The 24,010-nt window shown below is 48.8% G+C and carries 19 protein-coding genes and 1 pseudogene; 3 read left to right on the top strand and 17 right to left on the bottom strand.

Translation table 11 applies throughout. The features are described 5' to 3' along the window. Nucleotides 1-4 precede the first annotated feature (4 nt). The 6 genes from treP to sbnA form a co-directional block, all read right to left on the bottom strand. Complete coding sequence (treP, locus tag H70357_RS13155) at nucleotides 5-1,996, bottom strand: PTS system trehalose-specific EIIBC component (protein ID WP_038589946.1); 1,992 nt, start codon at nucleotides 1,994-1,996, stop codon at nucleotides 5-7. Between the two features lie 39 nt (nucleotides 1,997-2,035). Next, nucleotides 2,036-3,736 (bottom strand): alpha,alpha-phosphotrehalase, encoded by a 1,701-nt coding sequence (treC, locus tag H70357_RS13150; protein WP_038589944.1) that lies wholly within the window; start codon nucleotides 3,734-3,736, stop codon nucleotides 2,036-2,038. A gap of 328 nt (nucleotides 3,737-4,064) precedes the next feature. Next, complete coding sequence (locus H70357_RS13145) at nucleotides 4,065-4,886, bottom strand: methyl-accepting chemotaxis protein (protein WP_038589941.1); 822 nt, start codon at nucleotides 4,884-4,886, stop codon at nucleotides 4,065-4,067. Between the two features lie 92 nt (nucleotides 4,887-4,978). Beyond that, nucleotides 4,979-5,314, bottom strand: a complete 336-nt coding sequence (locus tag H70357_RS13140; RefSeq protein ID WP_038589938.1) for a potassium channel family protein — start codon at nucleotides 5,312-5,314, stop codon at nucleotides 4,979-4,981. Nucleotides 5,315-6,084: 770 nt separating this feature from the next. Beyond that, on the bottom strand, nucleotides 6,085-7,050 hold the full coding sequence (locus tag H70357_RS13135) for an ornithine cyclodeaminase (protein WP_038589936.1): 966 nt from the start codon (nucleotides 7,048-7,050) through the stop codon (nucleotides 6,085-6,087). Between the two features lie 20 nt (nucleotides 7,051-7,070). Further along, complete coding sequence (gene sbnA, locus H70357_RS36960) at nucleotides 7,071-9,275, bottom strand: 2,3-diaminopropionate biosynthesis protein SbnA (RefSeq protein WP_331281760.1); 2,205 nt, start codon at nucleotides 9,273-9,275, stop codon at nucleotides 7,071-7,073. A 165-nt stretch (nucleotides 9,276-9,440) separates the two neighbouring features. On the opposite strand from sbnA, the gene H70357_RS13120 reads away from it, so the two are divergent. Next, complete coding sequence (locus tag H70357_RS13120; protein WP_038589933.1) at nucleotides 9,441-10,241, top strand: YheC/YheD family protein; 801 nt, start codon at nucleotides 9,441-9,443, stop codon at nucleotides 10,239-10,241. A 79-nt stretch (nucleotides 10,242-10,320) separates the two neighbouring features. Here H70357_RS13120 and mnhG read toward each other — a convergent pair whose 3' ends face one another. From mnhG to H70357_RS13095, 6 genes and pseudogenes are all read right to left on the bottom strand, one after another. Next, nucleotides 10,321-10,689 (bottom strand): monovalent cation/H(+) antiporter subunit G, encoded by a 369-nt coding sequence (gene mnhG / locus H70357_RS13115; RefSeq protein ID WP_038589930.1) that lies wholly within the window; start codon nucleotides 10,687-10,689, stop codon nucleotides 10,321-10,323. After that, nucleotides 10,679-10,972 (bottom strand): Na(+)/H(+) antiporter subunit F1, encoded by a 294-nt coding sequence (locus H70357_RS13110; RefSeq protein WP_038589927.1) that lies wholly within the window; start codon nucleotides 10,970-10,972, stop codon nucleotides 10,679-10,681. Before H70357_RS13110 ends, mnhG begins: the two co-directional genes overlap by 11 nt. After that, nucleotides 10,972-11,448 carry a Na+/H+ antiporter subunit E gene (locus H70357_RS13105; protein ID WP_038589925.1) on the bottom strand — a complete coding sequence of 159 codons (477 nt, stop codon included), beginning with the start codon at nucleotides 11,446-11,448 and terminating at the stop codon, nucleotides 10,972-10,974. The genes H70357_RS13110 and H70357_RS13105 overlap by 1 nt, the downstream gene beginning before the upstream one ends. A gap of 5 nt (nucleotides 11,449-11,453) precedes the next feature. Next, nucleotides 11,454-12,929, bottom strand: a complete 1,476-nt coding sequence (locus H70357_RS13100) for a Na+/H+ antiporter subunit D (protein WP_038589922.1) — start codon at nucleotides 12,927-12,929, stop codon at nucleotides 11,454-11,456. Further along, on the bottom strand, nucleotides 12,926-13,261 hold the full coding sequence (locus H70357_RS35275) for a Na(+)/H(+) antiporter subunit C (protein WP_081966165.1): 336 nt from the start codon (nucleotides 13,259-13,261) through the stop codon (nucleotides 12,926-12,928). The genes H70357_RS13100 and H70357_RS35275 overlap by 4 nt, the downstream gene beginning before the upstream one ends. A gap of 7 nt (nucleotides 13,262-13,268) precedes the next feature. Next, nucleotides 13,269-16,115, bottom strand: a pseudogene (locus H70357_RS13095) (Na+/H+ antiporter subunit A); the annotation flags it as partial. A 326-nt stretch (nucleotides 16,116-16,441) separates the two neighbouring features. On the opposite strand from H70357_RS13095, the gene H70357_RS13090 reads away from it, so the two are divergent. Continuing rightward, entirely contained in the window at nucleotides 16,442-17,149 is a 708-nt protein-coding gene (locus H70357_RS13090; RefSeq protein WP_038589919.1) for a response regulator transcription factor, read from the top strand. Further along, the gene (locus tag H70357_RS13085; RefSeq protein ID WP_038589916.1) at nucleotides 17,130-18,545 is read left to right on the top strand and encodes a sensor histidine kinase; all 1,416 of its coding nucleotides are present in this window, start codon (nucleotides 17,130-17,132) and stop codon (nucleotides 18,543-18,545) included. The genes H70357_RS13090 and H70357_RS13085 overlap by 20 nt, the downstream gene beginning before the upstream one ends. 75 nt (nucleotides 18,546-18,620) lie before the next feature. On the opposite strand, the gene H70357_RS13080 is transcribed toward H70357_RS13085, so the two are convergent. From H70357_RS13080 to H70357_RS13060, 5 genes are all read right to left on the bottom strand, one after another. After that, the gene (locus tag H70357_RS13080) at nucleotides 18,621-18,965 is read right to left on the bottom strand and encodes an Asp23/Gls24 family envelope stress response protein (RefSeq protein ID WP_038589913.1); all 345 of its coding nucleotides are present in this window, start codon (nucleotides 18,963-18,965) and stop codon (nucleotides 18,621-18,623) included. Nucleotides 18,966-18,992: 27 nt separating this feature from the next. Further along, on the bottom strand, nucleotides 18,993-20,072 hold the full coding sequence (locus H70357_RS13075) for an AI-2E family transporter (protein WP_038589910.1): 1,080 nt from the start codon (nucleotides 20,070-20,072) through the stop codon (nucleotides 18,993-18,995). A gap of 512 nt (nucleotides 20,073-20,584) precedes the next feature. Further along, nucleotides 20,585-21,367: an alpha/beta hydrolase gene (locus H70357_RS13070; RefSeq protein ID WP_038589907.1), complete on the bottom strand. Its 783-nt coding sequence runs from the start codon at nucleotides 21,365-21,367 to the stop codon at nucleotides 20,585-20,587. Between the two features lie 17 nt (nucleotides 21,368-21,384). Further along, nucleotides 21,385-22,917 (bottom strand): carboxylesterase/lipase family protein, encoded by a 1,533-nt coding sequence (locus H70357_RS13065; protein WP_038589904.1) that lies wholly within the window; start codon nucleotides 22,915-22,917, stop codon nucleotides 21,385-21,387. 73 nt (nucleotides 22,918-22,990) lie between these two features. Beyond that, on the bottom strand, nucleotides 22,991-23,977 hold the full coding sequence (locus tag H70357_RS13060; RefSeq protein ID WP_038589901.1) for a glycoside hydrolase family 43 protein: 987 nt from the start codon (nucleotides 23,975-23,977) through the stop codon (nucleotides 22,991-22,993). Between the last annotated feature and the right edge of the window lie 33 nt (nucleotides 23,978-24,010).

The raw sequence follows: 24,010 nt of genomic DNA, 5'->3' as shown, positions 1-24,010 counted from the left end.
ATTGTTAACCTTTAAGATAGATCTTTAGAACAGGAACCGCCTGCCCCTGAACAGGATTTGAACTAGGGATCAGCTCCTCCACCCGTTCGATGGTATCCTGCCCGTCAGGCACGATAACCGGTGAAGTCAGCGGGTATCCTGCTGCGGTAATAACATCCCGGTCGAATTCAAGCAGCAGCTGACCCGCCTTGACTTGATCTCCAGTGGCGGCATGAGCCGTAAAACCTCTGCCTTTCATCGAAACGGTATTGATGCCGATATGAATCAGAATCTGCACTCCCGTAGCATGCTCCAGAATCATCGCGTGCTTGCTCTTGATGACATGGGCGACCGTAGCGTCAAATGGAGCATACACTTTTCCTTCGGACGGATTTACCGCCACTCCTTTACCCATTTGCCGCTCGGCGAAGGCCGGGTCCGGCACTTCTTCCAGCGGTACAATCTGTCCTCTCACCGGCGAGAAGATTTCCAGAACATTCGCTGCTGATTCCTTGGTACCATCCTTCTCTTGAATCATCGGAGGAAGGGAAACCGGAGTTGTGGCCTGGACGTTATCCGCCTTTGCGTTATTATCCGGTTCTTCTCCTCCCCGGGCGCGGATCTTGCCGAACAATACGGTAGCTCCGAACGGAATGATTAATACGATGGCCATGCCGACAAAGAAGATTCCCCACTGTTTCGGGAAGATAGACAGGAAGCCGGGAATCCCGCCGACCCCGATGGAGGATGCCAGTACATTGTTGAGCGCCAGCAGTATGCTCGCCAGACCCGAACCGATCATCCCGAAGATAAACGGATACTTATAACGGATGTTAACCCCGAAGATCGCCGGTTCTGTAACCCCCAGGAAGGCAGAAATGGAAGAGGTCACGGCCAGACCTTTCGTCTTCTCCTGCTTGGCCACGAACAGCATGCCAAGTGCGGCTGCACCCTGTGCAATGTTGGACAACGCCAGCATCGGCCAGAGGAAGGTTCCTCCTTCGGAACCGATCAGCTGAATATCAACAGCAAGGAACGTATGGTGCATGCCGGTAATAACCAGCAGTGCGTACAGCCCCCCATAAATGAGTCCTCCCAGCGCCGGGAAGGAGCCAAAGATGTTGACCAGCCCCGTTGTAATGGCGTTGGCAATCATGAATGTAACCGGACCGATAACCGTAAACGCCAGAAATCCTGTAACCAGCAGCGCTACCGGTGCAACGACCAGCAGCTTGATGGAATCATGCACCCGCTTGTTAAGCCAGCGCTCCAGCCGGGCGAGCAGATAAGCGGAGACCAGCACCGGGAGCACCTGTCCCTGGTAGCCGATCTTGTTAACTTCCCAGCCGAATAAATTCCAGACCGGAACCGTACCTTCCAGCTTGGCATCCGCATATCCGTATGCACTGAGCAGATCAGGATGAACCAGGATAAGACCAAGCACAATCCCCAGCAGCGGACTGCCGCCGAACCGGGTTACTGCCGACCATCCAATAAGTGCGGGCAGGAAGGTAAAGGCCGTACTGGCAATCGTATTGATAATCGAAGCGATGTCCTTCCACTGCGGATACACATCCACCAGGGAACGTGCGTCGAAAAAGATGCCGGGACCCGTCAAAATGTTGTTGATCCCAAGCAGCAGACCTGCCATCACAATGGCCGGGAGGATCGGAATAAAGATATCCGCCAGTGTCTTGATTGCCTGCTGCAGCGGATTCTGGTGTTTGCTGGCCGCCGTCTTCACCTCGTCTTTCGAAGAACGGGCTCCGCCGGTAATGCCGATCATTTCTTCATATACTTTGTCCACCAGTCCCGGACCGATAATCACTTGAAATTGGCCTTGGGAAGAAAAATGCCCTTTCACCAGATCATTCCGCTCCAGCGCAGAGGTATCAACCTTGCCCTCGTCTTTCAGGGCAAATCTCAGCCTTGTGACACAGTGCGTGGCTGCTTCGATATTGTCTTTCCCGCCGATAGCCTGTACGATCTGCTCCACGTTTTGCCGGTTAATCGCCATGTTCTCACTCCTTAATTTAGTTAGGTTATATTCGTGCTGTTATCGGATAATCCACATGTAGGATGCATAAGGTGATAGCTCAACCGTCTGGCCCCATACCGGGGTCTGCGGGGTATTACCGACCAGCAGCTCTGCTTCCTTGCCCTTGACCGTCTCCCAGAACACTTCGGCAGCAGTAAATACAACATGTTCACCGCTGAAATTGGATACGACGACCAGTATTTCGGTTTCGTTAATCCGGGCATAGGCATAAATCTGAGGATGGGCCTCATCAAGCCGGACATAACGTCCGTTGGTAAGCACTTCTTCCTGCTTGCGCAGACGGATCAGCTTACGGTAATGAGCCAGGATAGAAGCCGGATCTCCAAGCTGTGCGCTAACGTTGATCTCCTTGTAACTCTCATCCACCTTCAGCCATGGGGTCCCGCTGGTAAATCCGGCATTCGTTGTCTCATCCCACTGCATCGGTGTCCGTGAATTATCGCGGGAGCGTTCCCGGATGATGGCAAGTGCTTCATCCGCGGACAGGCCTCTTTCCTGCAGGATCTTGAACATATTGGTGGATTCGATATCATTGAACTCACTTATGTCCAGCCATTTCGGATTTGCCATTCCGATCTCCTCACCCTGGTACACATAGGGTGTACCCTGCAGCCCGTGGAGCGTCGTCGCCAGCATCTTGGCACTCTCCACCCGGTAGATTCCGTCGTCCGCAAACCGGGACAAAGCCCGCGGCTGATCATGGTTGTTCCAGAAGAGCGCGTTCCAGCCCCCTCCCCGCTGCATGCCGGACTGCCATTTCGTGAACAATTGCTTCAATTCCTCGAAATCGTAAGGCTTCAGTTCCCACTTCTGCCCGTTCCGGTAGTCCACTTTCAGATGGTGGAAGTTAAAGGTCATGGAGAATTCCTTCTCCTCCGGATTAGAATAGCGGATACAGTGCTCCAGTGTAGTTGAAGACATCTCTCCTACAGTTACAAGATTGTATGGACCAAAGACCTTGGCATACAGCTCCTTGATGTATTCATGCACCCGCGGCCCGTCCGTATAGTAACGCCGTCCGTCACCGGGTGAAATACTTCCGTCATCCTCCGGAAACCCCTGATCCTTGGAGATCAGGTTGATAACATCCATACGGAATCCCCTGACTCCCTTCTCCGCCCAAAAAATCATCAGGTCGGCCACTTCCTGCCGCACTTGCTCGTTCTCCCAGTTCAGATCGGCCTGTGTCTTATCAAACAGTGTCAAAAAATACTGGCCCGTTGTCTCTTCCCACTGCCATGCAGGTCCGCCAAACTTGGACTGCCAGTTGTTGGGAGGACCGCCGTCCGGTGCTGCATCTTTCCAGATATAATAATTGCGGTAAGCATTGTCCTTCGATTTGCGGGCTTCCTGAAACCAGGGATGCTCTGTTGAGGAATGGTTGACCACAATATCCGTCATCAGATGCATGCCGCGCTTATTAAGCTCATGCATCAGCTCATCGAAGTCCTCCATCGTTCCGAAAGTCGGGTCAATCTGCCGGTAATTCGCGACATCGTAACCGTTATCATTTTGCGGGGATACATAAACCGGCTGCAGCCAAACGATATCAATGCCCAGGTCCTGCAAATAATCCAGCTTCCGGGTCAAACCTTTTATATCACCTGTTCCGCTCCCGGTCGTATCCTTGAAGCTTTTCGGATAGACCTGATACACCGTTGATTTCTGCCACCATTGTTGTTCAGGTGTATTTGCCATTTATTTGTCCCTCCTAGTTGTATGTAGCATTTTCCACCCATTATAGGTTTAGCTCACTTCTCTTTAACCTGTATATACAAGATGGATTGTACACCTGTATATACAGGTTGTCAAACCTGAAAATGCCTCTATTTCATCATGATGCAACACAGCGTGCATGCCACCATGAAATACAGCTATGTCACTTACTTAAACTAGATAGGCCATTTATTAACAAGTAATTGTCAATAATACCTCCTGCCTGAACAGGAGAGACCGCATTTGGGCTTCTTCATAGCAAAAAACCCCGCAAATAAGTGTCCTCATTTGCGGAGTTTTATCACCAATTTTATTGAAGAATGGATGAAATGAACTTTTCCATCTCACTGCTGGTCTCATTCAGGCGCTCAATAAGCTCGCTGAACTGGGTGACCAATTCGGCCTGTGCAGAGGAAGAATCCGCAATGGCTTCAATTTCCTGTTCCATCTGCAGAATGGAATGCTGCACGGTGCTGAGTGAATCTTCGATCGTCTTCGTCGCTTCCTTTGTGTTGACGGAAAGCTTGCGCACTTCGGTAGCTACTACACCGAAACCTGCACCCTGCTCCCCCACGCGGGCCGCTTCAATCGCTGCGTTCAGGCCAAGCAGATTCGTCTGTTCCGAGATTTCACGGATAAAGCCGGCCACCTTGTTCACCTGCTTTGACTCCTCAACCGTCTTGCGCGAATTCTCCAGAATTTGGGCCGTCGTAGCTGACAGCTCCTCGGACTGTGCGGCAACGTTCTGGACCATATCCATCAATTGGCCACTGATCTGGTTGATACTATCAGTCAGCTGTTCCATTTTGTCTTCGTTCTCAAGCGTATAAGCAATCGCAAATGCCCCGATAATCTCCCCTTCATCTCCGTAAATCGGCACTGCCGAGGAGATTACAGTCGCACCGTACAGCTCGGCAGACAGACGATTCGTCGTAGCACGTCCTGCAAGTGCGTTTCCAAGCGACGGGTCATCCTCTGGAACAGGACTTCCCTTGGTCAGGCCAAAATCAAGTACCTTGCTGGGTGCGTAGTAATGAAAGATCTCCTTATCCGTAATCCCAATCATAATATCCTGTGCGTGAATTTGCTTAATCATTGGTGCAGCCAATACAAGTGCGGTCAAATTATCCATGATGCATCTCCTAAATGTGAATGTTTTTAATTATTATCGTCACATACAGTTCATAAATTAAGAAGAAATTATTCTGTTCTATTTGCTGCGGATCAATCACTTTCCTTGTCTGTTTGTTTGATCAAGAAGTAAGCGATATAGCCGATCATCCCCAGGAATAACCCGGTGCCAACGATGATGTAGACAATAGTAAAAGTTTTCCCTAAAGTGGTTTGCGGAACAAAGGTAGGATGTCCGATTGTACTAAGCGTGGCTACGCAAAAATAGATCGCGTCAATTACAGAAAGTCCTTCCTCTTTGACATAAAAAATAGTTCCGGACGTCAGCGTGATGACCACCAATACGAGCAATGCCTGAAAATTCTTAAGTTTGAGCGCCCGCCATAAGCCGGTCACCAGACGCTTAAGCGTAAGCAAAAACGATAACATGGGCAGCACCTTTCAACTATTTCAGATTGTGAATTTTATAATTCAGTATAATCGGCTAGCTGAAGAAAGTATAGTTCTGCTTTCATGGGGTAGAATTACCGAGCCGGCATAGAACGCAACTGCGGTGAATGTTTGGACTTCCGGCCGCTGTTGTCTACAGATTTCTTGATCAATACCGCTCTTAGCGGTAGAAATCCGTAGACAAAGGCGGTCGCTAGCGCTCCTACAGTTCCAAACTTCCCCTCCGCTGCTTTTGCCTCTAGGTGTTCTTTAGTTCAACTTATATTGTTTGTATTTTCCGAAATTCAAAGAATACTCAAATGGATGGACAAACTGTTGTGATGGATAAAAAACCTGAGAATCAATGACTATGCAATAACTTATAAAAGCAATAACACATTTCAGCTCACCATAAATGCAACAAACATAACCGGTGAAAGTATTCCTAAGGGTAAGGCTGACATTCATCCACTTGTTTCTTTTGGGGCTAGTTATGGAGGCTTTGCTAGCGACTCTTATAGTCGTCCAGTTTATCCAGCAATTCGAGAAATTAATGTAAATGGTAATATATCTATTTCACAAAACTTTCCTCAAAAAGAAGTTAACTATATTATTACGGTGGCAAGATAATTTACAGAATGGAATAGAACACAAACAGCGCGTGCCAGTATCCATTGGCTCGCGCTGTTTGTGTTAGATCTACCTCATCATATATCGAGCGGTGAAAAGCTGTATTACACGATCCTTGCGCAGAGCAAATTGCTCCCATCTTACTCAAGCTCGCTCCCAATCCCTTTTTTCCTGGCCTTCTTTACATAATATACCGCTGTTGCAATATCGAAGACAGCCATCCCCATCGGGCAGAAAAAGACCGGCTCATCTTCGGCGAATTCAGTCAGGCCGCTTCGGCAGACGACGTCGCTAATCTTACGGGTGCCGGTACGGGTCAGCCCCTGTTCCAGATGGAGCCGCTCGATGTCTGTATTCTCGCGGCACACTTCATCCCAATCGTCGACAATGACAGCTTTCACCGAAGCTAACGCCTCCGGCTTATAATCACGCAGAGAAACATTCAGCAGAAGACAACCTTTTGCAGGGGGAAGATCGATATACCGGTGATCGGATACGGTACATGTGATGAAGATATTAGACTTCAGATAGACGTCCGCCCAGGTCTCTGCCACTTCAATCCTGTCCCTGTAACAGGACTGAATTCCTGACAGATCGGCTCCCCTTAGATCGAAGATGCGGATACGTTCAATTCGATCACCGTACAGAGCCATTGCCATTTGAAAATGATGCTGCCCAATCGGCCCCCAGCCGATAATGCCGAGCTGAATCTTTTCCAGCGGCCGCGCCTGCATAAAGTGACGGATCATCAGCCCGCTGATCGAAGCTGTCCTGACGATGCTGGGCAGCGGCGAGTTCAGAACGGCTGAAGGCTGGCCCGTATGGGGATCATTCAATATGATAACGCTATGTGCGCGGGGAAGACCGGCCCCGATATTATCCGGGAAGCTGGAAATCCACTTGATCCCTGCTGCATTCACGTCTCCCCCTACATACGCGGGCATTGCAATAATCCGGTTTTGAGGATGGTTATACCTTAGATAAGGCTTAACTGGCTGTGCGTAATCACCGGAATCAAGAATGCGCACCGCAGATTCTGCAGACTCCACAAGGTCAGGCCACTCAAGGCCTATCGCCTGGATATCCTGGTCATTTAAGTACAGCATGCCACTCCCTCCTTTGGCTATTAGGTAGGGACATCTCCGTCTTCAGACGAGAGATCCCGGCCGAACTGGTTCTGAATCCATGAGTCCGAATATACGGTATCGAGGTAACGTTCTCCCTTGTCATGCAGAATGACCGCGCAGTGAGATCCCGGAGTTATTTCTTGCTCCATACGCTTGACGGCGGCAATAATCCCTCCGGAGGATGCACCGGCCAGGATCGATTCATTCTGCGAGAGCGCCCGGCAGCCTTTTACGATCTCCCAGTCCGAAACATACACGATATGGTCGATTAGGTCTTTTCTGCAGAAAGGCGGCACAATGCCGGCACCCAGTCCGGGGAAACGCCGGCTGCCCTTATTTCCGCCAAAAATAACGCTGCCCTGCGCGTCGACAGCCACGATCTTGGTCTTTAGCCCATGATCCCTTGCGTATTCCGCCAGCCCCCTGATCGTGCCGCATGTACTGACACTGCAAAACAAATAATCCACCCGGCCAAGTTCGGTCACGATCTCTTTCATGGTCGTATGGTAGTGGGCCAGATAATTATTTGCGTTTCCATACTGATTCGGCCAAAAGCTGCCGGGTATCTCCGCCAATAACTGCTGTACGCGTGTGAGCCTCGCAGGCAGAAACTCGCCTGTTTCCGGGTCTGGCTCCGCGACATAGTCGATTTTTGCATCCAAAGCCTTCAGGATCTGAATATTAGTTTCGGTTGTTCGGGGGTCGATAACGCTGATAAACCGCAGCCCCAAATATTTGCAAATCATCGCCAGGCTAATCGCCATATTCCCCGAACTCGATTCAATAATGACAGTTCCAGGCCTGATTCTACCTTCCTTCCAAGCTTCCTGGATCATCCGCAGGGCAGGACGGTCTTTCGCACTTCCGCCCGGATTCAGCAGCTCCATTTTGGCGTAGACCTCAAACCCGCTGTTCTGGAACAGGTTGCTCAGCTTGATTAAGGGCGTATTTCCGATGGTCGACAGTATGCCGCCACTCAAGTTCATCTCTGCCCTGTCTTTATCTTTCTGGTAATATAGCTTTTTGTTCTTTACCTGCCCGCTCTCCAGCGTCTCGCCATTGGCCACTATAAAGACTTCAATATCGTCAAGCAGATGATTTCGAATCATCATGCCGATTTCCGGAATGCACTCCCTGATTTCCTCCCTGATTGCCGGAGCCGTGGAGTTAAGTGCAGATTTACTTTTGATATAAATGGTCAGGGCATTGTTCCTTACCTTCACCCGGATGATCGCATCTTCTATATGACGGTATACAACTTGTTCGATATCGTACAGGCTAATTTTTTCTCCATGCTTCAGTTCCCGGCCCACCCGTTTGACGATTGAGGCAAAGCTCTGCTTTTCCACACCGCCTATCATCACAGGTCTGAAATCCCGTACCACATCATAGGTAACAAAACGAATGGCTGGCATCATCTTGCGGACGGTTGAAGTAAGAACCAGAATACTTTCATTTTTACCCAGCGGCCTTAACCCCCCGCCTAACGCCTCCGTCCCGAGCCCTTCCGCAAAAATCCCGTCGGCAAGGATGTACCTGCCTAGCTCATGAGAGTAATAAGCAATCGTGCCCATTTCAATGGAGCCATAAGTATCGACGATGTCCCTTGGATCAAGACCGAACAGGCGCGCCATATTCCGCTGCCATCCCAGTGTGGCGATTTCCCCGACCAGAATAATCTTGCGGATGCCGAAGTCACGCGGATTTCCGGCGGCATATACGATATGGTCAAGGATGGAAGGCATCGTATACAGCAGCTCAGGCTTAAAGGCTTGCAGCCGTTCAATGTGCTGTTCGATGGGAAGCTCAAAGGGTATTGAACTCTTTTCGAGTCCAAGCCGCTCAAATATGGACAGGGCCGTGTTCGCTGCATGTCCCGTACCCATGTCCGCCAAAGCTCTTGTACAGCCGCTTCCCGCAAGCAGCTCACCGAACAGCTTTGTTTTGATATCAATGTAGTTTTTATCGTCTTCCTCTGAGTAGAATATCGCTTTTCGGCGGCCCGTGCTTGTGCCCGAGGTCCGGTATACGGCCAGAGTAGGGTCACTATCTTGGGTATAATAATGGGTATCCAGAATCTCCGACGTCATAAGCGGAAGGTTCTGTAGGCTATAACTCGTCTTCTCCCCACCGAGCAGACTCTTGTACCAAGGAAAAACCCCAGTGACTTCTAGCACCTTATCCTGCAAATTGCCGAGCAGCATCTTCGCCGCCTCCTATTGGCCGCATGCTGCAGCCTCATTAGATAAACACCTGCAATAATCTTATGTAGAATTCTCCGGGTGTGTTCTATTGCTGTGTAGATGCCCAATCAAAAACTGAACATTTCCGTAATATAGCCTATGGAACTATAGAGACGGAGGGACAAGATGAAGAAGCAAATAAGGCATATATCCAATAAGCTGACGAAGACAAAGGTGATGGCTCGAAGCCAAGAATTAAGGACATACATCCCGGTAACGAGAAAAATGGATCAAAGCACACTGCATGAGATGCTGCAAAAATATAATATGGTCTACATTAAGCCATGCTGTGGATCCTTTGGGAAAGGTGTGATGCGGATGGAAAAGACCGCCCGGAAGGAACGGATTCAATACAGCTATCAGGCGGGTATACGTGTACGCAGCTTCCCGGATTACGAAACAGCTTATCGCGCAATCTTAAAGGAGACCCAGGGGAAGTCCTATTTAGTGCAGAAAGGGATCCGGCTTTTGGTTTATGAAGGCCGCCCCTTCGATATCCGGGTGATGGTGCAGCGAAATCTTAAGGGTGGATGGGAAGCTACGGGGGTTGCAGGACGCGTGGCGCATCCCCGCAAGGTTGTTACAAACGGGAGCCAGGGGGGGACGATTTATCCGGTTGAAGTATTGTTGAACGCCTACACCAGCCTGGAGAAGCGTAAAGCATTGATCTCGGCCCTGAAGGAAATGGGTGTGAAGTCCGCCAAGCAGCTAAGCACAACCTTTCCCGCCCTCCAGGAAATTGGCGTGGACATTGCCTTGGACCAGCGCCTCAAGCCCTGGATTCTGGAAGTGAATACTTCCCCCGATCCTTGTCCGTTTACCAAGCTGAAGGACAAAAGCATGATTAAACGGATCGTCAAATACGCTAACGCCTATGGCCGCACATATAATCTGAAATGTATGAAATCTAAACAGGGTGTGGTGTAATCTGCGGGGTTGTCTGCGGAACAACGCAGCCGGAAGCGGCGAATTGTGGAGCTGCTCTTCCACAGCTCGCCTGCTCCTGTCAGCGATCTTGTTCTACAGACAGCGCCTGATCCTCTTCCATGGAGGGCTTCAGGTCATCCTGAATGCTGCCTTCCCATAACGGGACTCCCGACCGGTAGGCTGATCTGCCGTTTAAATGGCCTGCTACCGGAGAGGTAATGAATACAAAGACGATAGCAAGCAGCAGCTTATAGCTAACCGTTCCATCGTGAAACAGGAAGTAGACAAACGCTCCGTTCAGCACACAGAGCACCCCAAGTGTTGCGCTTTTGGTAGCGGCGTGTGAACGCAGGTACACATCGGGCAGCCGGACCAAACCGAATGCGCTCAGACCGCAGAATACAGCGCCAAGCAGCACCAGAATCGAACTGAACAACTCACCGGTCATGCCTATCACCTCCCTCTTCAAATACAATGCCCCGTTCAATATATCTGGCCAGCGCCGTCGTTCCTATAAAAGTAAGAATGCCTATCACCAGAATAATCTCAAGAAAATCCTGTGTATTCAGCAGCATAGAGACTACCGCAATCATGGCCAGCACATGGATGCCTATCGTATCCAGTGCAGCAACCCGGTCAGAACGGGTCGGTCCTTTAAGCAGACGGTACAGACAGGCCAGCATAGCCACCGATAATATAATCAGCGCTGCGGTTAACAAAGTCAGACTCATCAGCGGGTCACCTCCATAATGGCTTGCTCAAAAGTACCTCTGATCTGCTCGGTAAGCAGCTGTGCATCTTCAATATCAATGGCATGGATGTACAGGATCTTTCCATCTCCCGAAACATCAAGTGTCAGTGTTCCCGGTGTCAGGCAAATCAAACAAGATAATAAAGTGACTTCCCACGCGGATGTTAAGGCAGTCTCATAAGCAAAAATACCGGGACGTATAGCCAGCTTTGGACGAACGATATGACCGATCACCACAAAGCTCGATACCAGCAGCTCGCGGATAAATATCAGCAGCAGCTTCAGCATTGCCCATACTCGTTTGAGATAGAAGGGCTGTGTCCAGGATTTCCGCAGGATCAGCAGAATGAACACTCCAAGCACATACCCCACGATAAAGCTTGAGCCCGAACTGTTGTTATTCAGCAGCATCCACATGAAAGCAATCATCAGGTTGAACAGTATTTGCAAAGTCATCTCCTCTACTCCTTCATTACAGCTTCAATATAAAGCCCGGGTGAGACCAAGATATCTCCGGCCTGCGATACATAGTTGTATACCCACTCCGCCCCAATACCCATTGCAATAACAAGAACAAGCAGTCCGGCAGCAACAGCCGAAGCACTTTTTAAGTTGGCCTTTGGTAATTCCTTCTCCGGTTCATTTCCCCAAAATGCCAGTCTGAACACCTTCATCAAGGAATACAGTACAAGAAAGCTTGACGCCAGACCAATCAGAGACAAGGTCAACATGCCGGTATCCAACCCTCCGCGAATCATCAGAACCTTGCCGGCAAAACCGCTGAGCGGAGGAATTCCCACAAGAGCAAGCGCCAGTATAAAAAACATCCAGCCGATCAAGGGGTACTTTCTGATCATCCCCCCCATGTTCTTCAAGTGTTCCGTTCCTGCGGCAGAGATGATCATTCCTCCGAGAATAAACATCAGTGCTTTCGCCAACATATCATGCAGCAAATAGAATACCGCCCCGTTCAGAGAGTCAGGTGTCCCAACTGCCAGGCCAAAGGCGACAAAACCAACGCTGATGATGACATTGTAATTAAGAATACGGGGAATATCCTGATAGGCTACAGCTCCCAATCCGCCCAGAATCATTGTAGCCGCCGCCATCCAGGCTATCCAAGGCTGGGTGAAGCCCGGATCGTTTACGAACAGGAGGGTAAATGTACGAATAATTGCATACAAGCCCACTTTAGTCAACAATGCGCCAAACAAAGCCCTGACCGCCACCGGAGGTGCACTGTACGATCCAGGCAGCCAATAAAACAGCAAGAGTCCGGCCTTTAAAGAAAATACGATCAGGAACAAAATGGCTATTACATTAAGTAAGCCGCCTTGCCCCGCTTCGGCAATACGCAGGGACAAATGGGCCATGTTGAGCGTGCCCACTGCTGCATAGAGATAAGCTACCGCCGCCACGAACAATGTGGAGGATACGATATTTATCAGCAAATATTTGGACGTCTCCCGGAGCTGGAGCTTCGTCCCGCCAATAGAAATAAGCGCATAGGAAGAAATGAGCATCACCTCGAAGAAGACGAACAGATTAAAGATGTCCCCTGTAAGGAAGGAACCGTATACCCCTACGAGCAAGAAATGAAAAAAGCTATAGTAGTAAAAGCGCTCCCGCTCCTCACCTATACTGCGGAAGGAGTAGAGCAATATGGCAAAGCTGACCAGCGAAGCCGTCAGCAGCAGCAATGACGCTAACATATCGCCAACGAACACAATGCTGTAAGGCGGGGACCATCCCCCCATCTGCAGGGTTTGTATACCCTTATCGTGAACGCGTGAGACCAGGACAGCAGCAATGCCGATATTCAGTAATCCGCTGGCGGAGCTGATCCAGCGCTGGAGCCGGATTCTTTCTTTCAGGAAGATCAGGATCACAGCTGTACACAGGGGGATCAGAATCGGCAGCACCAACAGATTGCTCATTCTTTCTCCTCCTTGATACTATCGATTTCATCCGTACCCAGTGTCTGGTAGGAACGGTAGGCCAGAACAAAATAGAAAGCAGTAACTCCAAAGCTGATCACAATGGAGGTTAAGATCAGCGCCTGCGGCAGGGGATCGACATAAGTCTCCGCATTGTCTCCCAGCACCGGTGCAGCGCCTTTTTTGAGTCCGGCCATCGTGAGGAGCAGCAGATGGACACCATGTGTCAGCAGGGAAGTTCCCAGCACAATGCGCAGCAGACTTTTGGACAGAATCAGATAGACACCAATTGTAAATAAAATCCCTACAGCCACCGCCATTATGAGTTCCATTGTTTATCCCCCCGATCGATAATATGATGTTCATGGTTACACCCACTACGGCCAAATACACGCCCAGGTCAAACAGAACCGCTGTCGCAAGCTCTGTATCCCCGAGTATAGGCAATTGAAAATGACCAAAGGCATGACTGAGAAACGGTGCATTAAATATGAAGGAACCCGATGCCGTAACAATCGCGATCAGCAATCCGGCTCCCGTAATCAAGCGGTAGTTCACCGGAAGAACCTTACGGACCGTATCCATGCCAAAAGCGACAGCCATCAGAACAAGCGCGGCGGAAGTCATCAGCGCTCCAATAAAACCTCCACCCGGATGGTTGTGGCCCGCAAAGAATAAGTACAAGGAGAACGTAAGTATAATGAGGACAATTCCCTTGGACATGGTCTGCAGGATCACATCATTACTCCGCAGCCGCAAGGCTGAGTTTCCAGAATGGACTTTTCCGGATTCAGTCTGACCAGGTTCCATTCTTAAATGGATCAAGCCATAGATAGCCATTGAGGCGATACCGAGCACCATAATTTCAAACAAGGTATCAAAGCCGCGGAAATCCACCAGAATGACGTTGACTACATTTTTACCGCCGGCTGAATTGTAGCTTTCTTTCAGGAAAAACTCAGAAATCGGTTCAAAGGGACTGCTACCCATCGCCGCCAAAGCAATTAAAGTTGTGGTGATACCAACACCAAGGGCGATAATCAAATTCGGCAGCTTAAACCGCAGGCGTTCCTTATCCTTCTTCAGCTTCGGAAGATATCTGAAGCAGAGAAGGAAGAGAATGACCGACACCGTCTCTATCATCATTTGCGTAAGCGCGAGATCAGGCGCCCGGAAGATGACGAACAATAGCGTTACCATATAGCCGACACAGCCAGTGAATAAAATGGCACTGACCCGTGATTTGGCAAAAGGCACCGCGAATGCCGCAAGCAGCATAACGGCTATTACCGCTGTCTCATAAATGGACAATGGCGCATAGTGCTCCATGCCGAAGCTGATACCCGGTTGTCCAATTAGAGCAGCGAGCAACGCGATAATAAAGAAGCTGAAAATATACAGCAAATAATGACGGTTGGAGCCGGTCATATAAGCATTGGTCAGGCGTTTTGAGCCCCGCTCCAACAATTGAAGGCTCCCATCATAGAGATGGTTGAGCGTTTTCCGTCCGCTTGGCCCACGGTCCAAGACCCGCAACCGGCTGTAGCTTCGGTATAACAGCACACCGGCAGCGATAACACCTATGGTCATAAATATCTCCGGTGTCCAGCCATGCCAGAAATGAATCGAGACCTCGAACGTAGCTTCAGGCGCCAATACCCCGTTATGGATCGACGCCATGGCCGGCATAATCAGCGAATTAGAAACAAGCTCAGGAAAGAAAGCAAAGACTACAGCAAGGGAGACCAGCATCACTGGTGACAGCAGAAGGCCGAGCGGCGCTTCATGCGGCATTTTATCCAGTTTAGCCTTCTGAAGTTTACCCCCAAAGGTCTTAAAGACGAGAATCATACTGTACACAAAGGTAAACACACTGGCAAGCCAGGCGGCTACCGGAAAAATCCCCATCCAGGAGCCAGTATTCAGTATGTCGAACTCACGGATATTCAGCATAGCGGTAAAGAACATTTCTTTGCTGAGGAAGCCGCTGAACGGCGGCAAGCCCGCCATGGAGAATGCGCCGATCAACGCAACCGAGAAAGTAATGGGCATGAGAGACATCAGCCCGCCCAGCTTGCGGAGATCCCGGGTACCCGTTTCATGGTCAATAATTCCGACAACCATAAACAAGCTGCCTTTAAAAACAGCATGATTCAGGAGATGAAAGAGAGCCGCTGTAGTAGCCATAGTATAGAAAACAGCTTCTTCCTTCCCGGCAAAAAAGGAAGCCGCCGAACCAACTCCCAGCAGAGACATGATCAGACCAAGCTGGCTGATGGTAGAGTACGCAAGCAAGCCTTTGAGATCGCTTTGCTTAATCGCTTTAAATGCTCCATAGATCAGTGTCACCATTCCTGTGAGCGAAACCAGCCAGAACCACCCGGATTGACCTGCAAATACAGGGGTGAGCCGTGCAACCAAATAGATTCCCGCCTTAACCATCGTAGCCGAATGAAGATAGGCGCTGACCGGTGTCGGTGCTTCCATCGCATCAGGCAGCCAGATATGAAATGGAAATTGCGCTGATTTCGTGAACGCTCCCAGCAGGATCAGCAGCATCGCCGGGATAAACATGGAATAGCCCGGCAAAGATCCGGCTACAGCTACAATTTCCCGGATACTGTAAGTTCCAGTCATGACGTATAACAGATTAAATCCGGCAAACATAGCCAGACCGCCAAACACCGTAATGAGCATCGACTTCATTGCACCGTAGCGCGACCTTTCCCGGCGGTGCCAGAATGCAATCAGCAGGAATGATGAAATACTGGTGAGCTCCCAGAACCCGTATAGAACCATCAGATTATCTGACAGCACAACACCCAGCATCGCCCCCATAAACATCAGCAGGTACATGTAGAATGGGCGAATTCCTTCGCTGTGCTTACTCAAATAATAAATCGAATAGAGCACCACCAGAGCGCCCATTCCGGTAATCAGCAAAACAAACAACAGGCTGAGTCCATCCAGGTAAAGTGTAATATCGACTCCAAGTGAAGGCATCCAGGAGAAGCTTGTCATTAGATTTGATCCTGCTTGAATACTTGGGATTCTTGTCAGGAAGTAGAGAAATAGAGCTGCAGGCAAGGGCAGAACAATCCAGCCCACATGAAAACGCGGCAAATATTTAGTAAGCGGAATAAATGCAGCAAGCACAAATGGAAGTAAAATTACAAGATGCAGCACGGTCCAGCACTCCTCCTCTTTTATTCATGTTCTAGTTTTCTGCTATTGCGGTTGTATCCATTCATTCTGTACAATTCTCAGGTATTGATAATTAACTTATTTTCCCAGTAAAAAAACACAAAAAGAGCCCGCTTTTGGCAGGCTCCTCCGTTTGATTCCGTATACAATTAAAGATAATTATACAGTCAGCGCAAGAAACTGTAAAGCCCCGTTCGAACGAATGAAAAAAAGCTAAAAACAATATTCCATAAATATTTATCCAATCTTTAGGTTTGGTTTAGAATGGATAAAGGTTAGAGAGTTATATTGAGTAGGGGTGATTTTTTATATTTACGATACTGATCGCTGATGACGAACTCGAAATCGTCGAATTGCTGCAGCTTTACCTTGAAAAGGACTACCATATTTTGAAGGCTACCAACGGTATGGACGCTTTACATATCATTGGGGAGCATACCATTGATTTAGCTATTCTCGATATTATGATGCCGGGGATGGATGGATTACAGCTGCTTAAGAGTATTCGCCGGGCGTATCATTTTCCCGTCCTGTTCTTATCGGCCAAAAGCCAGCATCATGACAAAATTCTCGGTCTGGAGCTCGGAGCGGATGATTATATCTCTAAGCCCTTTAATCCGCTGGAGGTCGTTGCCCGTGTCAATGCTTTGCTGAGGAGAGTCCATCATTTTGATGTTTCTCCTGTGGAGAAGGAGCCGGCGGTTGAGAAAATTGTACTTGGAGCACTGACACTAGATCTGAGCGAGTGTGTTCTGTATGTCTCAGGGGAACCGGTTGTATTGACCTCCACTGAATATAAAATCCTTAAGCTGATGATGGAGGAACCGGGGCGGGTGTTCACGCGCAAGCGAATTTATGAAGCGGTTTGGGAAGACTTCTATATGTATGAGGACAACAGTATCATGGTACATATCAGCAACATCCGTGAGAAGATTGAGCTGGATTCCAAGAAACCTGAGTATCTGAAAACCATCCGGGGATTGGGGTACAAAATTAATGCGCCTGTGGAGAACTAGAAACCAACGGCCGCTGCAGACGTCGCTAGCCCTTGACTTTTTACGGTTTCTTGTCATTGTTCTTGTCATTTCGCTTGGCGCCTATTTGTTTATACAACTGGATGTGACGCAAAAACTAAAGGATTATCAACTTGCGGATCCGGATTTAAAGGTCACGGCAAGCCAATATTTGAATAATCCCAAATCCGGACCGGAAACCGAGAAATTGCTGCGCAGCCGGGGCTGGCTTGAAATCTTGGACGGAAGCAAGCTCATCAAAGAAGTGATCGGAAATAAACAGGATCAGATGATTAGCTACTCAGAGGAACAATTGTATAAACTGCTTGAGAATGATCGAAGTCAGGATTATTACTATTCATTGTCCCGCTACCCGGGCCCTGGTTCGCCAGACTGGCTGCTGCTGAAAATCCCACGGGACCGTATTGACATCTCCATTAACAGCTACCCGTTTATGTCCTATTTTAACCATTCGGTTACCTTCTATATTTTGATTGGGGCGATGGTGCTTCTGGTGCTGGTTGTTGTTTACAGCTATTCTGTAGCCCGGCGGATTCTCAAACCGCTCAAAACAATTAACGAAGGATTAAAGGAAATGATCCAAGGTAATTACAGCACCAGGATCTCTGTCCATGCTGAGCAGGAATTCGAGCAAATGGCTGAAACGTTCAACTACATGGCAGATATGATTGAGAAAACTACCAAGGCTACGCGGCTGGCGGAAGAAAGCAAGCAGCGGATGATGATGGACCTCTCTCATGATCTGAAGACTCCGGTTACCAGCATTCAGGGTTATGCGCAAGCCCTGTATGAAGGCCGCGTCGAGGATGTGGAAAGACAGCGGAAATATCTGTCATATATTCACAATAAGTCCTCCCAAGTCACTAAATTAATTCAAAATATGATGGAACTGCTCAAAACAGATTCGCCGGATTTCCTGTTGAAAATGGGGCATCACGAGCTTGGCGACTTCCTGCGGGAAATTATCGCCGATTCGTATGGAGAAATCGAACAAAAGCGGTTTACGCTTCAGTTCCAAGTACCCGATCAGGATATTTATGCGCTCTTTGATCCTGAACTGCTGTCACGAGTGGTCTATAATCTGATCACCAATGCTCTGACTTATAATCCGCCCGGAACGAATCTTCGGATTGAGCTCATTCCCCAGGCCACCCGAATGGTCATTGAAATTGCCGATAATGGTGTGGGGATTCCTCAAGAACTCAGATCCACCCTTTTCGATCCCTTTGTGCGGGGAGATGAAGCCAGAACGGCATCTGGAGGAACCGGCTTAGGCTTGGCTATAGCCCTGAAAAATACGGAAAGAATGGGCGGAACTTTGGAACTGGCCAACCCCGGGAAGGAATCAACTGTCTTTAAGATCAGTTTACAAAAATAGTCTAACGCCAAATAAATAGCGGCAGCCAAGGACGATAGAATAATGTCCTTGACTGCCGCTGTTTTATTGAAAAATTCAAATTGGCTCCGGTATAATGCCAACCACGGTTACATTCACTTGTGACACTTTTAATCCAGTCAGTATTTCAAGGCTGCTCTTAATTTTTTGCTGCAAAAGCTGTGCAAGCTGGTGAAGAGGAGTTCCGAGCACAAAAACCGGAAATATGTGAACCGCCAGTTCTCCCCCGTTTATCTGGAGGTCAATAGCTTTATAGAAGTCATCTCTGTTTTTGCGTTTTGTTTTGCCTTCCATAAGCGCCTTCACTTCTTCCGCTTCCTGAATCGCCTTGCCGGCAATCTTCAATATGGCCCGATTTGAAATCGTAATGTTACCTCTATATCCGTTATTTAAGTTGTTCATCCTATCGCCTCCTTCGATTTATACGAACTATAGTCCCTCCCATTTTTCTTTAAAGAACAAATGATACGTATGCTTAGATAAAATTTTGATGACCATATACACAGGAATAATGATCAGCATGCCAATGAATCCAAAGAAATTCCCCACTCCGAGCACAAGAACTGTTGTGGTAATGGGATGAATATCAAGGCTTTTGCCAAAGACCAACGGTGAAATGATGTTATCCTGAACCTGCTGTGCCAACAGGATAATAACCAAAGCCCACAATCCCACAGCAGGAGATTCAACCAGTCCTACAATCACAATAGGAACAGATGAGATGATGGCCCCAAAATAAGGAATAAAGTTCATAATGACAGCAATCAGCGTCAATACAAGAGCATAAGGTAACCCGATCAAAAGGAATCCGAGATACATCAGGACACCCAGCGCCAGATTAACGATAACTCTGCTAACGATATAGCTGCTGAGCGCGGCATCGATTTCTTTTGTAATTGTACTGGTTTTCCCGCGAAAACGTTTGGGAACAGCTCTTACGATGATTTTCCCGAATTTGTCGCCCTCCTTAAGCATATAGAACAACAATATTGGAAAGGTAAACAGTATAATCGCTAAGTTGGAGACCGCTGAAAATAGCCCTGTGACATAACTGGTTAATAAAGTGAACCCCTTGTTTAAATATTCATTTAATTGGGAGAGCAGGCTGAAATCTTCGGGGAAAATTTTCGAGAAAACTCCTGTCTTCTCCAACTCCACAATTTTATCGTTTAATAAATTGAAAAGATGAGGCGCATTTTGCACCAGATTTATTAATTGCGATTTCAAGGGAGGCCAGACACCCCCAAAGAATGCCATTACAATGATAAACAAGAAAAGGTAAATCAGAAGGATCGCCGGTGTTCGCTTCAATTTCCACTTTTCCAGCAGAGGAATTAAAGGCCGCAAGATATAGTAGAAAAAAACGGCTAGCAGCATCGGGATGAGGATTACACCCGTCAGCGCCTTAAAGGGTTTAAAAATAAAATCCACTAAAGAACCCACATAAATGATTGCAAGGACCAGCAGTATTGCTTTACCTATGGTAAGAAATTTATTTACATTTTTCATCTGCCATCTCCTGCTCTATCCAGCTTATTTGTATTAATATAGCGTTCCAATCTTTATACACTCTAAACTGAACCTAAAGATTAGATAAATATTATTACATTTTATCAACTCAAATGATGCAATCGGTGTTCTCCTTCAAAGCGATTTGCCCGTTCAAGCAGCGGCCCCTTGGCTCCCATAACAAAGGCATAACAGCTGCCGCGGATCGGGGTTATAACTGGAGCTCCATCCAAATCACTTTAATAAGATTCAGAATTCTTAGCAGCTCATAGTAAACAACCGTTTCCCCATTGAACAAGGAAACGCTCGCTTTAAATTGGTGTTACAACACATACCCAAATCCCAGTATCGTTCATTAAACAAGATCATGGCATGGCAGCGTCCAGTTCACAACAAGCGGATCGGCTGTTCAGATTAAAGCTCCGTCCACCCATATATTCGCTGTCCCGAAGCCGGGAATGCCCCCTTTTTGTCGTACTAGGCTGAAGCAGCGGTTATCCTTGAGCGGTCAGCTAAAAAATAAGCTTGGAGAACTGATACAAGCCGTTCTTCCAGACCGGCCAATCGTGGTCGCCATGTTCTTCCACCCAGATATGCGGCACGGAATGCTGCGATAAATAGGCATGCGTCCGGTCGCTGACATTCTTGAGACTGTCCAGATCACCACAGGATAGCCAGAGCAGGCTGAGCAATTCTGCCGTCTTCAGCGGTTCCGGCACCAGCAGCTCGGGCAGCTTCGTATTGGGAGCCGGGGAGAACGCCCCGATCCAGGCGAACTGGTCCAGATTGTTCAGACCGATATTCAGGGATTGCCCTCCGCCCATGGATAATCCGGCAATGGCGCGGTGCATCCGGTCCGTCAGGACCGAATAATTCGCTTCTATATAAGGGATAAGATCATGGAGTAAATCCGACTCGAAGGTTTCGAACGCCTGTACCTTGTCGTGAGCAAAAACATCTCCTTCCGCCCGGTCATTCAACATCGCCCGGCCGTTCGGAAGCACGACGATCATGGGCTTCAGCATTTGATCGGCATACAGATTGTCCAGGATAATCTGAGGCTTGCCGTGATTGTACCATTCGCTCTCATCTCCGCCAATTCCGTGCAGCAAATACAAGACACCGTATTCCTCGGCGGCGGAATATCCGGGCGGTGTATATACCATTGCCTTCCGGGCGTTCCCTACCGTTGTAGAAGGATATTCTATAGTACGGATCACTCCCCGCGCAATGGCTTCCCTCTCCTTATCATATCCGGCCGTTGGTATCGTATAATTCTGATTGCTCTCGTTCATTCCCCCTCATTCCTCCCCTAGATATAAATGGATTGCCGCTTGAAATATTGCTCGACCAGAAATTGCATAACCTCACCCGAAGGCTCCTTCACAAATTCTGCCTTGTCCGCAAAAACCATGCCGTAAGGCGCCTCCGGCGTACACGGTTTCCAGAGAGGCAAGTCCTCCCCGGTGGAATCTTTGCCATTCGGATCGCCCGTGCCGATGAAATAGGCAAGGTAATTGCACATGTGGCGGGCAAGATCATAATGCTTGCCCACAAAAGGCCGCCAGCATTTGGCCAGCGTTTCGAAGTGGAACCACAAATCCACCGAATGGAAGGTTCCCGGATCATCCCAGCCCGGAATTTCCGCATCAAAAGTGTAATAATACATTGGTACGCCGCTGCCGGAATCGCAATTGGCCTTAACGGCAACACGGACCGCATATTCAATATTGCTCACGGAAGCCTTATGGATCATTTCCTCCAGCTTCCCTGAATCAACACCGCATAGCTTAAGGTACTCTTCCGCTTTACCGCCGAACATTTCAACCGCCAAGGCTCTGAATTCCTCCACGCTGCCGGCATCGGGAACAGCGAAAAATTCGGAAGAGGTATTTCCCAGCATGACCGGCACCTTATGGTGCTGTCCCTTCAGAAAAAGGTTATAGGGGTTGCCCGGACAGTACAACTGGTCTATGACCGTTCCCCAGAAGCTGCCGTACTCCAGCATTTTATCACGGACATAGAGGGCATCCAGCTTGCGGGCCTCTTCCAGAGTCGACACTCCCATAAATTCAAAGAAGGCTGCCCCCTCCTCTTCAGCCTGACTGAGGGTACGCTCTATCGGAGGCACGGGGTTGTTCGGGTACAGCGGAGTAAAGATCCCGCTCATAATCACGGCTCGCTGAAACAGCCCTTCATTCTGCGGCGAGGCCAGTTGGCTCAGCACACTTCCACCGCCGGCTGATTGTCCCCCGATTGTGATTTGGTCAGGGTCTCCGCCAAAAGCAGCGATATTGCGTTTCACCCACTGCGTGCCCGACTGCTGATCCAGATGCCCGAAATTCGCGGGAGCCACGGGGGATTCCGCAGTAATCTCGGGATGGCTCAAAAAGCCAAACGCATTCAGGCGGTAATTCACGGTCACCACGACAATTCCCCGGCGGGCAATACGTTCGCCGTCAAATTCCATTTCGGCTGTATGGCCGACCTGAAATCCTCCGCCAAAATACCATACAAAGACGGGAAGCTTCTCATCTGCGCAGACGGTCGGTGTCCAGACATTCAGGTAAAGGCAGTCCTCATCCATCGGAAGATCCGGGTCAACCGACCATTCGCGGGAATAAATATTATTCACATCTATGATGGGTGGGACCTGCATCGAAATCGGGGCAAAATCATACGCTTTCAATTCCCCTTCCCAGTCTTGCACAGGCTGGGGAGCACGCCAGCGGTTCTCCCCCACAGGCGGGGCAGCAAACGGAATTCCCTTGAAGCTGGTAATACGCGGATCAGCCGCCGGCAGTCCTTGAACAATACCATTTTCCACACGCACTATTCTTAACATACCTTTGCTCCTCTCTGAATATTAGCGCTTACTTCTTTGTTTATTCGATCAGCAGAGGAAGTACTCCCTCTGCTTAATTGGAAGGGTACGGATTGAGGGGTTGAATTGTGCCGTCCGGGTTATACTTCAGCTCTGTATATTTGACACACCGCTTATGGTTGACGCCATTAGAGAGCGAGCAGTCATGATAGAACAGGTACCATTTCTCTTCAAACTGTATAATCGAGTGATGGGTAGTCCAGCCGATCACAGGTGACAGAATTTCTCCCTTGAAGGTGAACGGGCCCATAGGCTGCTCACTGACGGCATATACCAGCGTATGCGTTGTGCCTGTTGAGTAAGACAGATAGTACAGCCCGTTATACTTATGGACCCATGGCCCTTCGAAATACCTCCGGTCCTCGTCGCCGGCAAGAATAGGCTTTCCTTCCACGTCCACAATGGAAATTTCCTGCGGCTGCTCCTCAAATGAGAGCATATCTTCACTCAGCACCGCCACACGCGGCCCGATCGCCGGCTTATCCAAGGCAGGCCCTTCCTGCTCAGGATTAAAATCTCCAGTCTGCCACTTCTCCAACTGCCCTCCCCAAAGACCGCCGAAATACATATAGGCCTGGTTGTCTTCATCGACAAAGACGGCAGGGTCTATGCTGTAGCTCCCTGGAATATACTCGGGCTGTGCCTGAAACGGACCTGCCGGAGAAGGAGAAGTCGCTACACCAATACGGAAAATGCCCTCTTTGTCACGGGCAGGAAAAAATAAATAATAGGTATTATTTTTGAAAGCCGCATCTGGTGCCCACAACTGCTGCGAGGCCCAGGGAATGTCTCTCAGATGAAGCGCCTCCCCATGATCCACCACCGGTGAAGCCAGATTCTCCATTGAGAAAATATGATAGTCTTCCATTGCATATTGATCCCCGTTGTCATTGCTCGGTCCATCATGATCGAGATCGTGGGAAGGATAGATATAAATTTCACCTTCAAACACATGCGCGGACGGGTCTGCGGTATAGATATGGGTGACGAGAGGTTGGTTAGGCTTCGGAATTGATTTCATGTTGCATCTCCTTTTTTATATTGTATATTTGAT

Source organism: Paenibacillus sp. FSL H7-0357 (assembly GCF_000758525.1).
GTDB lineage: Bacteria > Bacillota > Bacilli > Paenibacillales > Paenibacillaceae > Paenibacillus_AQ.
The sequence above is the reverse complement of the archived record's forward strand: the minus strand, read 5'-3'. Positions and strand labels throughout refer to the sequence as shown.

Coding starts and splice junctions, on each gene's coding strand:
- treP (WP_038589946.1), bottom strand. CDS start 1,996: ATGGCGATTAACCGGCAAAACGTGGAGCAGATCGTACAGGCTATCGGC.
- treC (WP_038589944.1), bottom strand. CDS start 3,736: ATGGCAAATACACCTGAACAACAATGGTGGCAGAAATCAACGGTGTAT.
- H70357_RS13145 (WP_038589941.1), bottom strand. CDS start 4,886: ATGGATAATTTGACCGCACTTGTATTGGCTGCACCAATGATTAAGCAA.
- H70357_RS13140 (WP_038589938.1), bottom strand. CDS start 5,314: ATGTTATCGTTTTTGCTTACGCTTAAGCGTCTGGTGACCGGCTTATGG.
- H70357_RS13135 (WP_038589936.1), bottom strand. CDS start 7,050: ATGCTGTACTTAAATGACCAGGATATCCAGGCGATAGGCCTTGAGTGG.
- sbnA (WP_331281760.1), bottom strand. CDS start 9,275: ATGCTGCTCGGCAATTTGCAGGATAAGGTGCTAGAAGTCACTGGGGTT.
- H70357_RS13120 (WP_038589933.1), top strand. CDS start 9,441: ATGAAGAAGCAAATAAGGCATATATCCAATAAGCTGACGAAGACAAAG.
- mnhG (WP_038589930.1), bottom strand. CDS start 10,689: ATGACCGGTGAGTTGTTCAGTTCGATTCTGGTGCTGCTTGGCGCTGTA.
- H70357_RS13110 (WP_038589927.1), bottom strand. CDS start 10,972: ATGAGTCTGACTTTGTTAACCGCAGCGCTGATTATATTATCGGTGGCT.
- H70357_RS13105 (WP_038589925.1), bottom strand. CDS start 11,448: ATGACTTTGCAAATACTGTTCAACCTGATGATTGCTTTCATGTGGATG.
- H70357_RS13100 (WP_038589922.1), bottom strand. CDS start 12,929: ATGAGCAATCTGTTGGTGCTGCCGATTCTGATCCCCCTGTGTACAGCT.
- H70357_RS35275 (WP_081966165.1), bottom strand. CDS start 13,261: ATGGAACTCATAATGGCGGTGGCTGTAGGGATTTTATTTACAATTGGT.
- H70357_RS13085 (WP_038589916.1), top strand. CDS start 17,130: ATGCGCCTGTGGAGAACTAGAAACCAACGGCCGCTGCAGACGTCGCTA.
- H70357_RS13080 (WP_038589913.1), bottom strand. CDS start 18,965: ATGAACAACTTAAATAACGGATATAGAGGTAACATTACGATTTCAAAT.
- H70357_RS13075 (WP_038589910.1), bottom strand. CDS start 20,072: ATGAAAAATGTAAATAAATTTCTTACCATAGGTAAAGCAATACTGCTG.
- H70357_RS13070 (WP_038589907.1), bottom strand. CDS start 21,367: ATGAACGAGAGCAATCAGAATTATACGATACCAACGGCCGGATATGAT.
- H70357_RS13065 (WP_038589904.1), bottom strand. CDS start 22,917: ATGTTAAGAATAGTGCGTGTGGAAAATGGTATTGTTCAAGGACTGCCG.
- H70357_RS13060 (WP_038589901.1), bottom strand. CDS start 23,977: ATGAAATCAATTCCGAAGCCTAACCAACCTCTCGTCACCCATATCTAT.